The 16,646-nt window shown below is 35.4% G+C and carries 11 protein-coding genes; 4 read left to right on the top strand and 7 right to left on the bottom strand.

Annotated elements, in window-relative coordinates; translation table 11 throughout:
- The 3 genes from IEV57_RS07830 to IEV57_RS07820 form a co-directional block, all read right to left on the bottom strand.
- A complete protein-coding gene (locus IEV57_RS07830; protein WP_188441388.1) occupies positions 1–540 on the bottom strand; it encodes an NUDIX domain-containing protein in 540 nt (179 codons plus the stop codon).
- 71 nt (positions 541–611) lie between these two features.
- Positions 612–1,094 carry an Lrp/AsnC family transcriptional regulator gene (locus IEV57_RS07825; RefSeq protein ID WP_188441385.1) on the bottom strand — a complete coding sequence of 161 codons (483 nt, stop codon included), beginning with the start codon at positions 1,092–1,094 and terminating at the stop codon, positions 612–614.
- Positions 1,095–1,305: 211 nt separating this feature from the next.
- Positions 1,306–2,511, bottom strand: coding sequence for a tetratricopeptide repeat protein (locus tag IEV57_RS07820; RefSeq protein WP_188441383.1), 1,206 nt, complete (start codon positions 2,509–2,511; stop codon positions 1,306–1,308).
- Between the two features lie 78 nt (positions 2,512–2,589).
- Between IEV57_RS07820 and IEV57_RS07815 the strand changes: the two genes are divergently transcribed.
- Positions 2,590–3,237 (top strand): sulfate ABC transporter permease, encoded by a 648-nt coding sequence (locus IEV57_RS07815; protein ID WP_188441381.1) that lies wholly within the window; start codon positions 2,590–2,592, stop codon positions 3,235–3,237.
- A 260-nt stretch (positions 3,238–3,497) separates the two neighbouring features.
- Positions 3,498–5,525 carry a M3 family metallopeptidase gene (locus tag IEV57_RS07810; RefSeq protein ID WP_188441615.1) on the top strand — a complete coding sequence of 676 codons (2,028 nt, stop codon included), beginning with the start codon at positions 3,498–3,500 and terminating at the stop codon, positions 5,523–5,525.
- Between the two features lie 792 nt (positions 5,526–6,317).
- On the opposite strand, the gene IEV57_RS07805 is transcribed toward IEV57_RS07810, so the two are convergent.
- Positions 6,318–7,319 (bottom strand): cation diffusion facilitator family transporter, encoded by a 1,002-nt coding sequence (locus IEV57_RS07805; RefSeq protein WP_188441379.1) that lies wholly within the window; start codon positions 7,317–7,319, stop codon positions 6,318–6,320.
- Positions 7,320–7,430: 111 nt separating this feature from the next.
- On the opposite strand from IEV57_RS07805, the gene IEV57_RS07800 reads away from it, so the two are divergent.
- Positions 7,431–8,516, top strand: a complete 1,086-nt coding sequence (locus IEV57_RS07800; RefSeq protein WP_188441377.1) for an AI-2E family transporter — start codon at positions 7,431–7,433, stop codon at positions 8,514–8,516.
- Positions 8,517–8,541: 25 nt separating this feature from the next.
- Positions 8,542–9,441, top strand: a complete 900-nt coding sequence (locus IEV57_RS07795; protein WP_229744267.1) for a tetratricopeptide repeat protein — start codon at positions 8,542–8,544, stop codon at positions 9,439–9,441.
- Here the strand turns inward: IEV57_RS07795 and IEV57_RS07790 are convergent.
- The 3 genes from IEV57_RS07790 to IEV57_RS07780 all read right to left on the bottom strand — a co-directional run bounded on the left by IEV57_RS07790 (position 9,423) and on the right by IEV57_RS07780 (position 16,125).
- On the bottom strand, positions 9,423–12,395 hold the full coding sequence (locus IEV57_RS07790; protein ID WP_188441373.1) for a PAS domain-containing hybrid sensor histidine kinase/response regulator: 2,973 nt from the start codon (positions 12,393–12,395) through the stop codon (positions 9,423–9,425). The two genes, IEV57_RS07795 and IEV57_RS07790, sit on opposite strands and share 19 nt — an antisense overlap.
- A gap of 145 nt (positions 12,396–12,540) precedes the next feature.
- Complete coding sequence (locus IEV57_RS07785) at positions 12,541–13,776, bottom strand: porin (RefSeq protein ID WP_229744266.1); 1,236 nt, start codon at positions 13,774–13,776, stop codon at positions 12,541–12,543.
- An 87-nt stretch (positions 13,777–13,863) separates the two neighbouring features.
- Positions 13,864–16,125 (bottom strand): aconitate hydratase, encoded by a 2,262-nt coding sequence (locus IEV57_RS07780; RefSeq protein WP_188441371.1) that lies wholly within the window; start codon positions 16,123–16,125, stop codon positions 13,864–13,866.
- Positions 16,126–16,646: the final 521 nt, after the last annotated feature.

Here is a 16,646-nt window from a genome sequence, read left to right as displayed (position 1 = left end):
TCAAAGATTGAACATTTTTGCAACTTTAAGAAGGCCGGCAATGGAAATTGCATCAGTAATTTCGCCATCCATGACTTTTTGTACTGCCTCCATGAGAGGAAGTTTTAAAATCTCAATCTGCTCTGTTTCTTCAAAAGCTGTTTCACCTGCCGTCAAATCTTCCGCCAAATAAACAAAGCCTTCTTCATCAGTCACGGAATTTGAAGTGTGAATCGTCATGATATTAGTCCATTTTCCGGCCGTCATACCAGTTTCTTCTTTCAACTCCCTTTTGGCACTTTCTAAAAAATCTTCATTTATGGGACCACCTCCCATGGGGATTTCCCAAGAATAAGCATTTAAAGTATAGCGAAATTGACCTACTAACCAAGTATTTCCATCCCGATCGATCGGAATTATTCCAATCGCTTTGTTTTTGAAGCAAACTTTACCGTAAACACCGTCTTTTCCAGATGGGATCACTACGTCATGATGCTCAAGTTTGATCCATGCGTTTTCATAAATGGTTTTGGTGTTTTTGGTGGTCCAGGGATTTTTCATTTTGAAGATTTTAAAACAATAAAAAAGGGAGGCTATTGCTAGGCTCCCTTCATTATGATTTGAGACAATATTTACATCGGTATAGGAAGTACTTTACTATCTTTAAAAGTAGATAAGATAACCATAGATTGCATAGAATCCACTTCTCTAATCTCACTAACTTTCTCAAGCATTAGCTTTTGGTATGCAGTAATGTCTTTTGCAATAATTTTTAAAATAAAATCGCCTGTTCCAGTAATGTGGTGACACTCAATTACCTCTTGGATATCATTGATTTCCTTCATGAAAGCATCAATGTTACTTTTGTTGTGACCGATTAAGCTCACCAAAACAAAAGTACTAACTCCTAAACCTATTCTTTCAGGATCTAGTTTAGCATGGTAACTTTTAATAATTCCAGATTGCTCTAGTTTCTTTACCCTTTCCAATGTCGGGGCAGGAGAAAGTCCTATATCTTTTGAAAGCTGCGCATTAGTAATTTTAGCGTTAGCCTGAAGAATTTCTAATATCTTTCTATCTATTTTGTCAAATTTTATTCTTACGCTGTTATCCATGTTATAAAGAATTTACAGAATTTTATGTTGTACAAAGTTAATATAATTTGAATTTATTTTCTAACCCTTTTCAATAAAAAACGACCACTCTTACAAAATATTGTTATTTGTTATTGCAGAAATCGGTTAGAATTCAACTGATTTATATTAGGTTCTTTAATTTATTCAAATTATCTATTGATTTTAACACTCTTTAAACGTCAATTCTAAATTAAAGTTTATTCTTTTTTATATAATCTCTAGCTTCTTTGTGAGCAGGATGTTTTCGCTTGGCATACTTCTTTACTTGATTAAAATAAGCCTTTGCTTTTTTCTTGTCTTTTTGCTCATTTGCTATTTTACCAAGTGCAATGAGGGAATATAAATAATAACCACTTTCTTGGCTTTCTGATTCTTCTCCATAAGAGAGTGTTTTTTCGTAATATTTCTTTGCTTCCGCTTTATTTTTTATTCTGTCGTTGTATTGTGCAATATAAAAAGCTGCGTATCTCCCACTATTTGATTCGTATCCAGTCCATTTTTCATCCAATCTCCTTAAGATTTCCATAGACATATCCTTGGATTCATTGATTCGACCTACTGCGTATAAATGTCTTGCATGCGACCTGTGGAAATAGGGATTATTAGGGTATTTATCATGCAAATATTGGGTGATTGCCAATGCTTTGTAAGGTTGTTTTTCTTCTGATGCATATAGTCTAAATAAAAAATATTGAGCCTCTACTCGTGCATAAAAAGCATTTTGAGCCACGTCTTCAAGTTGTGATAAACCAAGGTTTTTATCCCCTTTAGGAAAAAAAGCTACTACAGGCTTCAACAGGGGATAATTCTCCGGAATCCAAACAGAGAAATAATTAAACAGTGCATCTCCCAAAAGTAATTCAGGATTTAATTCATCCTCACCTTTACTCAAATTGAGGTATTTCATCGCATTCTTTCCCGCAAAAGTGGCTTTTGCCCAACTTCGTCTTTCACTAAATAACCTTCCTTGAAAACCATAAGCCCCCGAGAGAAAAAAAGCTGCCTCCTTATTGGTCGGATCTTTCTTATAAATAGCTTCTGCCTTTTCTATCGTTACATCCATCTGTCTAATAAACAGATCATCATAACGCTTATTTTCTAAATCTGGCGTGATTTTCCACCAAGTACTCAATCCCATCAAAAAATAGGGCAATGGATGATCAGGATACTGGAGTTGAATCACTCTAAACCCACGTTCTGCTACTTCAAAATCAAAATTATAGAGACTATTAACAGCTTCTGTTATTCTAAACTGAAGACCTTTGTCCAGCAATAAATATTCTGACGAAGGAGAATTAATTTCCGATCTATTATTATTATTATTGTTTTGAACTGCATGTGCATTTTCTGTAAAACAGATCAATAAAATACAGCCTATTAAAATTCTTAATTTCATGGTTATCATAAATTATGACTCAAAATTATCAGGTATTCCAAACAAAAATTTACTTTTGATAATAATTAATTTTATTTGATGGCAAAACCTGCTTCACAACTTGCACAACGTATTGAAGACTCAATTAATTTCGACAAGAGATTATTTTTTGCAGTCATTGTACTTTTTTACTTAGTTATAAGATATATTACCAATGATATTATTTTAGAATCAATTCCTGGTTATGAAAAATTAGTACAAGATGGCTCCTTGACATTCTTTTTCATATTTAATGCCTTACACTATATTTGGACACCATTCGAATTACTTTGGAAGTTTACACTTACCAGTTTTGTTATTTGGACAGGCATATTTATACTTGGATATAAAGTTTCTTTCAGAGCAATGTGGAAGTTTGTGCTTGTAGCTGAGTTTATATTTATTTTTCCAGAACTTCTAAAGTTATTGATCTTCATCGCACCATCTGATTCTGTGACTGCACAAGAAATCAAAGACTACTATCCCCTATCTTTATTGAGCTTGCTTGACACTACAGAAATACATAGAAAATTCTTTTACCCATTGAAAACGCTCAATATTTTTGAACTTATATACTGTGGGATTTTGACACTAGGCGTACATACTTACAGCAGAAGGAGTCTGAAGACATCAGTTCTGATGGTACTTTTTGGTTATGTGCTTCCATTAGCTGGCTGGTTGGTCTTTTACATCTTGGTTTACAAATAAATAGTTAGAGAAATCCTCAAAACATCCCTTGCATGCATCTATTATTTTTAACTTTGTGACTTTAGAACCGTTTCATTTTTATAATCACTTATTTTATTATCCGTCGTATCAGAAGCATTTCCTATGAACAAATAGATTCTGTCGGATAATTGTCATCAGATAGATTTCAATCAACTGATGATTCATGTAAATTGAAAACATGATCTTAAGTAATTAAAGTTAAATAAGCGGATAAACAATACAACTTAAATTAAACAATGATGAATCCACTATTGGAAAAATTCAAATCCCCATTCGAAACAGCACCATTTGACAGTATAAAAACAGAACATTTTTTACCTGCGATAAAAGAGGCAATTCAACTTGCTAAATCAGATATTGAACAAATTAAGAGTCAACCCCTACCTGATTTCCAAAATACCATTGAGGCACTTGACCACGCCGGTGACAAATTGAACTTCATTTCTTCGATATTTTTCAACCTTAACGCAGCCGAAACAAAAGAGGAAATTCAAGTATTAGCGAGAGAAATCTCCCCTCTTTTGACAGCTCATGGGAATGATATTCTACTCGATGCGACGCTTTTTGATAGAATCAATCAAGTTTATTCTCAAAAAGAACAACTCCATTTATCAGAAGAACAGGCGACACTTCTAGATAAAACCTATAAATCTTTTGTAAGAAATGGAGCCAAACTCAATGAAGAGGAAAAACTTAAATTGAGAGGTATAGACAGTGAATTGTCACAATTGAGCTTAAAGTTTGGTGAAAATGTCCTAGAAGAAACCAATAAATATCAGCTTGTCGTAGAGAATGAGAATCAATTAGAGGGATTACCTGATTCCATCAAGGAAGCTGCCGCTCAAACGGCAGAGGAAAAAAACCTGAGTGGGAAATGGGTATTCACATTGGCTTTTCCAAGTTATCTACCCTTTATGACTTATGCTGCCAACCGAGACCTTCGGAAGGAGCTGTTTATCGCTTACAACACGAAGGCGTCCAAAGGAGACAGTTTGGACAATAAGCAATATATTCTTGATATGCTTAAGCTAAAATCAGAAAGAGCTAAATTATTAGGGTATCAAACACATGCGGATTTTGTCTTGGAAGAAAGAATGGCCAAGAGCGGTCCTGCTGTGCTTTCATTTTTGAATAATCTTTTGGAAAAAGCCAAACCAAAAGCAATTGAAGATGTAGCTGAAGTCGAAGCTTTCGCAAAAGCATTAGATGGGATTGACAGGTTAGAAAAATGGGATTTCGCCTATTATTCTGAAAAACTTAAAAAGCAGAAATACGAAGTTGATGATGAATTGCTTAGGCCTTATTTCAAATTAGAAAATGCAATTGAAGGTGTATTTACAACTGCGGAAAAACTATATGGCTTAAAATTTAAAGAAAATAAAGATATTCCTGTTTATCATCCTGAGGTAACAGCTTATGAAGTTAATGATTTGCTCGGCAATCATGTAGCCGTATTCTATGCAGACTTTTTCCCTCGAGCTGGAAAGCGAAATGGCGCTTGGATGACGAGTTACCGCGGACAAAAATTAATTGATGGAAAGGATCAAAGACCTCACATATCTATTGTTTGCAATTTCACCAAACCAACCAAAACCAAGCCTTCCCTCTTGACTTTTAATGAAGTCACAACACTATTTCACGAGTTTGGACACGCTTTACATGGAATGCTTGCAAATGGCACCTACGAATCCTTATCCGGAACTAGTGTTTATTGGGACTTTGTAGAATTACCTTCACAGATATTTGAAAACTGGTGTTACGAGAAAGCTTGTTTAGATTTATTTGCAAAACATTACGAAACAGGAGAAAACATACCATCAGACTTAATCGAAAAAATCAAAAATGCTGCTAACTTCCAACAAGGCTATCAAACTGTAAGGCAAATTAGTTTGGGTTTATTAGATATGGCTTTTCATAGCACTGATCCAAACTTAATTAAGGACGTAACAGCATTCGAAAAAAATCAAATGAAAGCAACCTCCTTGCTACCCGAGGTTGAAGGGACGATGATGAGTACTTCTTTTTCTCATATTTTTCAAGGAGGATATGCAGCTGGCTATTATAGTTACAAATGGGCTGAAGTATTGGATGCGGATGCCTTTGAGCTTTTCTTAGAAAAAGGGATTTTTGATCAGGAGACTGCCCAATCATTCAAAGAAAATATTCTTTCTGCAGGTGGGAAAGCTCATCCATCTATACTTTACAAGAGATTTCGTGGAAGAGAACCCAAACCTGATGCATTACTTAAGAGAGCTGGTTTGGTATGATTGAGCTTAAAATAAAAATATGATTATCCTCCATGACAACCTATGTGATTTTATCACAAATAATCTTACCGATAATCGTTATCGGTTATCAGTGGATTAGTTTTCAGTTACACTATTAATCTAAATAACAGTGTTTTACTAGGGTACTGATGCAAAAGCGGATGTGTATATATAAAAATATGAAAAAAATTAACCTCCTCGCAGATTTAGAAAATCTGCGAGTTTTTTTTTAAGACTGGATTTTGAAAGTTTACACAAAAAAAGGATGCATAAAAACACATCCCTTTTAAAATTATCTAATCCATTTGAAAAGCAAACTGTTGTTAACAGACCTTAACGCTTTTAGTCTTAAATATCTTACATCACTATTATAAACCCTACTAAGACTAACCAAACTATTGACGAGATGGCCAATAGTAGTCTGAATTGTTTATCCTCGTTCATAGCTGTTTTTTTGTTGAATATACATTATAATCTGTTGAACTTCAACAAAAATGGGCAATTTTCTGTAAAAAATCTAACCTTAGCACAATAATTTTTAAGGCAATATGTTAAAAGTCGAATCCATTAAAAATCACACTTAAAACCGATTTAAAAGCTGTTTTCTATCTTAAGATAGTGGTTTGTAATATGTGAATACTCACTAATTTAAATTTATGTCAATCAAAAAAATGAAAATATGGGATTTAATTTTCATCACGCAACAAGTTTCAGTCAACTGCTACTGAATACAAACCTAATTCTACATTTGTTTTATTCTTGTTATAATGTGGACAATTTTCCAGAATACGTTCAATCATTATCATCTGCTAAGTCATGATAATGCTTTTGATTTTTAGTCATATTGTTTGCCGTCCACCTTATTTTTGATTTTTGATCAAACTTTCTGACTTGGCAAGATTTTAATTGACAATAGTGGCAACATTTTTCAGGGATACATGGGTCAGCATGAACAAAAACTTCTATAGCACCATCAAATTGGTTCTCTAGCGCATTTTCTACGATTTCAACCTCATCATGAACCTGTTGCAGTTCGAAATAATAGGGAAGAGTAAGATGTAAATCAATATGTCTGTCACCACCATATTGTTGAACTCGCATATTATGGATATCAATCCAAGCGTCTTTTCTTTCCTTATTTAGGATCTCCACAGTTTGCTTCAATGCCTCAGGATTTGTCTCGTCCATTAATCCTGCAACTGATTTTCTTACTAAGAAATATCCCGAATAAATGATATAACACGAAAACAAAATAGAGAGAATGGAGTCTAGGACATTTAATCCGGTAAAATAAATAATAGCTACACCTATGATCAATACGAAACTAGTAATGGTATCCGTCATCAAATGTTTTCCACTGGCCTCCAGGGTAAGGCTGTTTAGTCTTTTTCCTTCACTTTTAAGCTTCAGGCCAAGCACTCCGTTTACCAATCCTGCGAAACCAATCAAGGCCATACCCTCCAATAACATTTCCAATTCATTTGGTACAAAAAAATTGTATATAGCTTGATAGATGATAAAGAATCCCGCAACCATAATCAGTGCTCCTTCTATTCCTGCACTAAAAAACTCAATTTTCCCATGGCCATAAGGATGATTATCATCCTTGGGGAGAGAACTCAAATAAATGCTATATGAAGCAAAACTTGCCGCCACCACGTTGACAATACTTTCTAAAGCATCTGTTAAAATTGAAGTGGCATTTGTTAAATAAAAAGAATAAAATTTCACAAAAAGTAAAACTATACTCAGTATAAAAGAAATTTTAATCCACTTGGCTTTATTGTTGCTCACTCCTGATTAGATTTTTCAATATCAAAAATAGAATTTATTTTATTGATAAGTCATGTTTAATTATAATATTGAATTGATTTTCCAGTTTAAACAACCCTAGTACCTATTTCCATGAATGATTCCAAGATTGAAATTCCAGCATTTGTCAAGGCTTTGTTGGTATTGCTATTAATTAGTTTGATTATTTTTATTATGATCATTGGAAAGAGTCTTCTAATTCCTCTTTTTCTTGCAGGATTTATTTCGATTCTACTTACTCCCATAGGAGATTGGTTAGAAAAGCATGGTCTATCCAGAATATTAAGTGCTTTGATCTCTCTAATTTCAGCACTTTTAATCCTTATTGGATTTTTAACATTTGTAGTGATGCAAGTAGCCAGTTTTAGCAAGGATCTTGGAAATGTAGGAGATAAATTAAATAATTATCTAAGTGATATTGACAATTGGATTGCTTCAACTTTTCAAATAGAAACAGGTATTGGAAAAGGCATAGACCAAGAATATTTGATAGAACTCTTGCAGTCTAATAGTTCTAGTTTGGCAGAATTTATACTCAATACAGTTGGTTCCTTGTCAGGAATCATTCTATTACCTGTATTTATTTTCTTCTTTTTAATTTACAGAGATCACCTTACGGAATTTATAGTACATCTTTTTAAAGAGAAAAAACAAGAACATATTAAATCTGAAATCAAAGAATTAAGGAAACTTGTTCAGAATTACATTATTGGAATTCTAAAAGTAATGGCAATTCTTGCCATCTTGAACGCATGTGTTTTATTTGGTTTAGGCATAAAACATGCTATTTTCTTTGCTGTTTTCTCCGCGATTTTGAGTATAATCCCATATTTAGGACCATTTCTTGGAGCTGTTTTACCCACAATATTTGCTTTTCTTACCACAGATAGTTTATTCTATCCAATAGGAGTAGTTATTGGATTTCAAGTTATCCAACTGATTGAGAGCAACATTTTGACTCCGAAGATTGTTGGTAGCAATGTAAACTTAAATGCCTTTGTAACTTTCCTAGGACTCCTTGTAGGAGCGTCGATCTGGGGAGTCATTGGGATGATTCTAATCATTCCAACACTGGCAGTCTTGAGAAAAATATTTGAATTAAGTGAATCTACGCAACCCTATGCCCTACTCTTTGGAGAAGAAAAACCAAAAGAAAAACATGAACCTGAATCAAATTAAAAATTCAACCTTTCTTTTATTAATCATGTTAATATCCTTCAGCTGTGACTCTACTGAGGACAAAAAAGGCAGATTTCTTCTAAAAGGAAATGAAAAATTAAAGGAAAATGACCTCAATGGAGCGATAGATTATTATACAGAAGCATTAAAAATTGACTCTGAGTTCAATGACGCTTTACTAAATAGAGCAATCGTTTATGAGAGGTTGAATAACCTTGATTTGGCTATTGCTGATTATTCTAAAATATTAGAAAAAGGAAGCAATCAAGATACTTTAGTCTATTTTCAAAGAGGTCTAGCATATTTAGATAATGGGGAATATTATAAAGGCTTGAATGATGCTGAACAATTGCTTCAAATGGATGATAGCAATTGGAAGCCCTATTTTTTGATGGGTTTAGTAAAGGAACAATTGGCTGATTTAGATGGTGCGTTGGAAGCTTTCGGAAAAGGATTAGTTCTCAATCCAAATAATAATGATCTTTTAGTAAATAAAGCGACGATTCACTATTATCAAAAAGATTATATAGATGCTGAAAACCTGCTTGATCAAGCTGAAAAAAACAATCCCAATGAAGCCAATATTTACAATCTGAGATCCATGATTGCTTTTGAAAAAGAGAATTATCAAGTCGCCTATGATTGGGTTGAAAAAGCAATAACACTCAACATCAATGAAGCATACTATTATAATAATCGTGGCTTATATCGGTTATTTTTAGATGATTTAGAAAAAGGATTGGATGACATCAATTTCAGTTTGAAGAAAAATCCAAAAAACCCTTTTGCTTGGAGAAATAAAGGGATTTACTACTATATGAAGGGCGATAAGAGTCTCGCTTTGAAATACCTAGGAGATGCCTTGAAAAGTGATCCAGAAATGGATCTTGCCAAAACCTATTATAATCAATCCTTAGATTTATAAGTACTTGTAGTGAGTACTTCCTTGATTTTCTTCAGTAATTCAGCTGCATCAATAGGTTTTGCAACAAAACCATCAAAGCCACTTTTCTCTATATTTTCCATGACTTCTAACTTAGCAGCAGCAGTCAGTGCAATGACTGGTATAGAAGAAAAAGATTTGATCTTTTCCGTAGCTTCGAAACCATTCATTACCGGCATTTGGATATCCATCAATACGATATCATAATCTCCTTCTTCAACAGCCTCCACGGCTTCCTTACCATTCATTACCCGAACATGCTGAAAACCCCACTTTTTGATAATTTTACCTAAAACAAGAGAGTTAACATCATTATCTTCAGCCATTAGAATTTTTAGAGAAGAGAAGTCCAAGGCAGGTTTACTTGGGTTTTTGATCCCATTTTCAATCACCGCTTCTAGCTTATCAAATTCTATCTCGAAGTAAAAACTAGATCCCTGACCCACTTCTGATTCTACATTGATATCGCTATCCATTCTCTTCAAAAGCTTCTTTGTAATCGAAAGACCTAGTCCAGTACCTCCATACTTTTTACTAAAAGAATGCTGAATTTGATCGAAATCTTGGAATATTCTATCTTGGTGTTCTTTAGCAATTCCAATTCCGGTATCCTTAACTTCAAAGTAAACTTTTGCTTTATTGCTCGCTGATGGTTTAAGTTTAACGATAACATCAACTTTACCTTTTTTAGTAAACTTGAGGGCATTGGTAATCAAATTATTCAATACTTGAGCAAGTCTAACCTTATCCCCTAAAACACGGATGTTCACTTCATCTTCCATGTGCAAGTTGAGTTGGTTTTGACTGTCCTTAGCATGAAATTCTAATCCATTTAAAACTTGCTGAATTACCTCGTTGAGTTTCATTGGATTCATCTCCAAGTTCAACTTTCCTGCTTCAATTTTTTGGAAATCCAGTAGGTCATTGATCATGATAATCAAATTATCTACTGCAAAATTGATGGTATTCAGCGCCGAAGCCTGAACAGGTGTATGTTCGTCTTGAAGTAAAGTATAAACAGATCCAGAGATTGCATTTAAAGGTGTTCTCAATTCATGACTAATCATGGATAAGAATTCAGACTTGATCTTATTGGCTTTTTCGGCTGTTTCTCTAGCATTCTTGAGTGTCTCCTCAAAGACTTTTTGCTCTGTAATATCTGACAAGTAACCATACCAAACTACATCACCTGAATCCAACATCTCTGGTTTGGCTGCGCCCATTACCCATTTATAATTTTCAGAGCCTACTTCTTTAACTCTGAATTGGCAGGACCATGGACTTAATCGTTTAGCGGAAGCTACAGAAGTCATTAGCACTTGCGCTATATCTTGTGGGTGAATTTTAGAAATAGCTAGGCCAATATCACTCATGCTATTGATCTCGTTTTCACCAATATCAAGGATCGACCTGATACCCGGACTGAGATAAGAGAATTTCATCTCCCCTTCTTTGTCCAAGACAAACTGGTATAGTGCACCTGGGACTTGTTCGGTGAGGTGTAATAAGAAGTCCGAAGAATCCTGTAAAGACTTTTCAAGTTGAATTCTTTCGGTTATATCTCTTGAGAAAGAAATAACATATTTTTCACCTTGTAAGGTGATCATGTTACAACTCACTTCAACTGGAAACTCTTTCCCATCGGTGTGAATTAGTTTACTGCGGTAACGTACACTTTTCTCTTTCTCCAGTGTTTCGATGTGCGAATTCCACTCTCTATCTACCACGAATTTTTGATCGTAAGAGCTTATTAAGTGCTGAGACTGACTGCCATCAAATATTCCTAAACGTTTGTGAGCTTCTTGGTTCGTAAAGATAATTTCACCAACAACATCCATTATTAAAATGGCTTCTGGAGACAAGTCAAACAATTCCTTAAAGAGTCCCAGTTCATCAACCAACCTTCTTTCTTCTGAAACATCCTGAAAAGTTCCAAAAACACGAACTACTTGGTTGTCGCTAAATTTAGCCTTACCAAGTACGCGCACCCACTTTTCATTTCCTTTAATCGTTTTGATTTTAACAGTATGATCAAAATCTTTCCCCTCATCAATACAGTTTTTGACCGCTTGGGCCATTGTTGGTTTGAAAGGAGGAAGATAAAAATCTAGGGCTGTATCGATGTTAAAATCATCTCTATTCTCTTCAATTTCATGAATGGCATATACTTCGTCGCTCCAATACACGGAGTTTTTTATAAGGTTGATTTCCCATACTCCAACCTGTGCAACCTCCTCGCCTAAACGATAAAGTTCATTTTGTTTATTTTGCTCAATTAGGGTAATGTACTGATCTGAAACATCTCTACCTATGGTATAGAATTTTCCTTCTCTGAATTGAATCTGTAGGTCAATCCATTTGTAATCTCCGCTTTTTGTTAGAATTCGCGATGTAAAGCGACTATTCTCGATACCTTTTTTGACATCTAACAAAAACTCCTTGGCTATCGGTAGATCTTCCTCGTGGAAATATTGACACAAATCCATGTTGATCACTTCTTCAGGAGCATAGCCAAGCATTGGTCTGATTGATTCACTCACCCAAGTGAGGAAGTTTTCTTGGCCAATGCCAATAAGATCTAAACTAGTTTTGAAAAATTGTTGCGCATCTGTTTTGGGAGGCAGGCCAATTCCCCGAATTTCTTTTCCTTTATAGAAAAGGAAATAGTTTGAGCCATTTTCTTGAGGTAATTCTAATTGAAATGAATACTCTTTATTAGAAAAACTAATAATCAATTCTTCTTTAAAAATGTAAGAGTTGATATCTAGGCCTAAGCCAACTAGATTTTTTTTCGTTAAATTTTCACCTATAAGTTGATCAAAAAGCACATTACTATAAAAAATATTATAGGGGAATGAATCATCCGCGAGAAAGACCATCTCGGAAGATTCATATATAATCTTTTTAAATGTACTATTTATACCCCTTTCCTTCATAGATTTAAAACAGAAAAAGAATAGGTGCTCTTGTGGGTGATTTATTGAGAGTCCCTAAATTTCTCTGATGCGTAAACATACAACAAATTGTTTTTCACAACAAATTTTTTGTTGTATAAATAAGGAAAAATGTTTTTAAGACCTATTAGATACCAAACTCTACCTGAAATAAGCCCGTCCATGAATTGCTCGCATTTTCGATTTGTGAGAGTCCTTCGAGCCATCTATAACCAATATTTGCTTGCACTTTTATTCTATGTCCATTGAGGTAGTGTGTGTATCCTAAAATTGTTTCATCAATTCTATCTTGAAAAGTTTCAATAGCTTCATCTGGAACTACAAATGCATAGCGTAATGCCAGTTCAGATTTAGTACTTATCATTTTACTCAAATGTGTGTTAACTCCTCTCCCTACCACTGCAAAACGAACATCACCCTGATCATTTCTAGTGACAGGATCTACTGCTGACCGACTCATGTATTCTGACATCAGCGCCCAGCCTTGATATTTGAACATTGCATCGGCGATGAAACTATTTAAGGTTCTTGCTTCATACAATTCAGCGCCAAGCTGCCCTCCTGCTCGGAATGCTTTTTGGTTTTCGGAAAGTGTGATGCCAATTGACAGTTTTGGTTTGGTTTCAAACTCCAGGTCTCCTTCTGAATAATCTCCACTGTTTGTAAATGCGCCAAAAGGTAAAAACTCTACTCTACCAGTGTATGAAAGCCCATTGTTAAAGGCAGAGGCATTTCTACCATCTCCTGTAGAAATCGCCCCCTTGAGTAAGAATAGACTGCTCCTTTTTGTTCGAAGTGTATAATACCCAAAAAGCCCAAAGTCACGATCCAAGGTAAATAAGCCATTCACAATTGACCTATCTGCGAATTGCAAATTTCCTGAACTGATTACCCTTTCTCTATTGCCAGGCAATTTGGATTGTCCAAATCCAAAATATAAATTCTGATTTACAGTATAATAAAGGATAGCATCTCGAACAGGTTGTGCAATGTCGCCTGTTTCCAAATCTAAATCAGCTTTTGAAAATGCCAATTGAATGTAATACTGGAACTTTGGGCTCATAACATAGCCATCAAACCTTAGTCTTAATCTTCTAACTCGCATTTCAAACTGCTCTATAGACAAATTATCTCCATCGTAAATGCTATTGAAGCCCGCTCTATTTTGCATTCTGAAACGGAAATTCATTAAAAACAATGAATCTTTAGAAAACCTAATCCCTTCATTCACATTGAGAAGTGCCCTTTCATCTGACTCAACTGTTTGTGCTTGTACCAAAACCGAGGTTTTAAAAAATAATATACTCAACAATGCGATGGTCTGAATTCTTGCCTTCAACATATTAAAACCAAATAGATTCATAAGAAGAATGTTTATCCAAAATTAAAACTAAAAAAGAAAAAAGCTGTGGTTTCCCACAGCTTTTCGATCTCTACAAAGAATTATAATTTATGCATCACCTTTGATCAAGTTCAGTGCAGAACCTGCTTTGAACCAACCAATCTGACCTGCATTGTAAGTATGATTCACTTTGATTTCATGTTTGCTTCCATCAGCGTGGTTTAAGACCACAGTTAGCTGCTTGCCTGAAGCAAATGAATCCAATCCAACGATATCGATACTATCATCTTCTTGAATCAATTGGTAGTCTTCAGTATTAGCAAAAGTAAGTGCCAACATCCCTTGTTTTTTCAAGTTAGTTTCGTGAATTCTAGCAAATGACTTCACCAAAATAGCTCTAACCCCCAAGAACCTTGGTTCCATGGCAGCATGCTCTCTTGAGGAACCCTCTCCATAGTTTTCATCACCTACTACAACAGAACCAGTACCATGTAATTTATATTGACGCTGAACAGCAGGAACTTCACCATACTCTCCTGTCAATTGGTTCTTTACTTTATTTGTTTCCTCATTGAAGTAGTTTACCGCTCCGATCAACATGTTGTTAGAGATGTTATCTAAATGACCTCTGAATCTCAACCAAGGACCTGCCATAGAGATGTGGTCAGTTGTACATTTCCCTTTTGCCTTGATCAAAAGTTTCAAACCTTTAAGGTCTGTACCTTCCCAAGGAAGGAATGGCTCTAACAATTGAAGTCTTTCAGATTGAGGGTCCACGATCACATTCACACCTGAACCGTCTTCTGCTGGAGCCTGATATCCTGCATCTTCCACTGCAAATCCAATTGTAGGAAGTTCCAAACCTTTTGGTTCTTCTAACTTCACTTGTTGACCTTCTTCATTGGTCAAAGTGTCTGTCATTGGATTGAAAGTCAGGTCACCTGCGATGGCCATTGCTGTCACGATCTCTGGAGAAGCGACAAAAGAGTGCGTATTTGGATTGCCATCCGCTCTTTTTGCAAAATTTCTGTTAAAAGAAGTAATGATCGAGTTTTTCTCTTGTTTTTCGGCACCATGTCTTGCCCACTGACCAATACAAGGTCCACAAGCATTGGCTAGAACAACACCTCCCATTTTATCAAAAATACTTAAGAAACCATCTCTTTCTACAGTGAATCTCACTTGTTCCGAGCCTGGGGTGATTGTATATTCTGATTTTGCTACTAATTTTTTATCAACTGCTTGCTGCGCAAGAGAAGCTGCACGAGAAATATCTTCATAGGAAGAGTTTGTACAAGAACCGATTAGTCCCACTTCCAATTTTGCTGGCCAGCCATTTTCTTTAACAGCAGCAGCAAATTTAGATAAAGGCCAAGCCAAATCAGGAGTAAAAGGACCGTTGACATGTGGCTCCAATTCTGAAAGGTTGATTTCGATTACTTGATCGAAATATTTCTCAGGACTTGCATAAACCTCAGCATCTCCATTCAAATGTTCTTTGATCTCATCGGCTAAGGCAACAATATCAGCACGATCTGTACCATTAAGGTAGGCTGCGGTCTTTTCGTCATATCCAAAAATAGACGTAGTCGCTCCGATTTCAGCACCCATGTTACAAATCGTTCCTTTACCTGTTGCAGAAAGTGAGTTAGCACCTTCGCCGAAGTATTCTACTACAGCACCGGTTCCACCTTTTACAGTAAGAATACCAGCTACTTTTAGGATTACATCTTTAGCAGAAGTCCAGCCCGAAAGCTTTCCTGTCAACTTCACACCGATCAATTTTGGGAATTTAAGTTCCCAAGGAAGACCCGCCATTACATCACATGCATCAGCTCCACCAACACCAATCGCAATCATACCAAGACCACCTGCATTTGGAGTATGAGAATCAGTCCCGATCATCATTCCACCTGGGAAAGCATAATTTTCTAATACCACTTGGTGAATAATACCTGCTCCCGGTTTCCAGAAACCAATACCATATTTATTTGATACAGAAGCCAAAAAATCATAGACCTCTCTATTTTTATCTTTCGCTTTAGTTAAATCAGCTACAGCGCCAACTTCAGCTTGGATCAAGTGATCACAATGAACTGTGGAAGGAACTGCTACCTGATTTCTACCTGCCTGCATAAATTGCAAAAGTGCCATTTGGGCTGTTGCATCTTGCATAGCAACTCTATCAGGCTGAAAATCCACATAGGAATTTCCTCTTTCGTATGCTGCTTTCGCTTCCCCTTCAGAAAGGTGAGCGTATAATATTTTTTCTGTCAATGTAAGAGGTCTTCCTACTGCTTTTCTTGCAGCTGCTATCCTCGAAGGGTATTTAGCATAGACCGCCTTTATCATTTCTATATCAAATGCCATTGGAAATGTATGGTTTAGAGTGTTGATAAGGTTTATTTAAATCGACCGCAAAGATAAGAAAATAGGGATAAAATAGAAGTAAAATAAAAGATGTGTTGGTAATTTATATAGACCGCGTATTTGGCATAAGGAGTTTATTGGAACGTGGGTGAAAGGTTAATTGGTCAAAGGGTTGATTGGGTTAACTGGGCTAACTGTGTAATTGGTTAACTGGTTATTTGAGAAGGAGAAGGATTTAAATGAACAAGTTGGGGTAAGAAGTTTAAAAGGTTAATTGGTTAATTGCTTATTTGAAGAAGAGTAGGAATTGAATGGACAAGTTGAGTTAAAAAGTTTAAAGGTTTAAGGTTTGGGAGATTAAGGGATTGGATGGAGAAGAAGATAATCTGTTTTCGCTAAAAATAAAGGTTTGGTGATTAGCTAATTTGCTTATTGGAGGAGTACACTTCAATTATCCGTGACCATCAGTCTAATCAGCGTCTTCTGTGTTCTATACAAACATTCTTGGGTTAAAAGGTCAA

This window comes from Belliella aquatica (genome assembly GCF_014637795.1).
GTDB lineage: Bacteria > Bacteroidota > Bacteroidia > Cytophagales > Cyclobacteriaceae > Belliella > Belliella aquatica.
The sequence above is the reverse complement of the archived record's forward strand: the minus strand, read 5'-3'. Positions and strand labels throughout refer to the sequence as shown.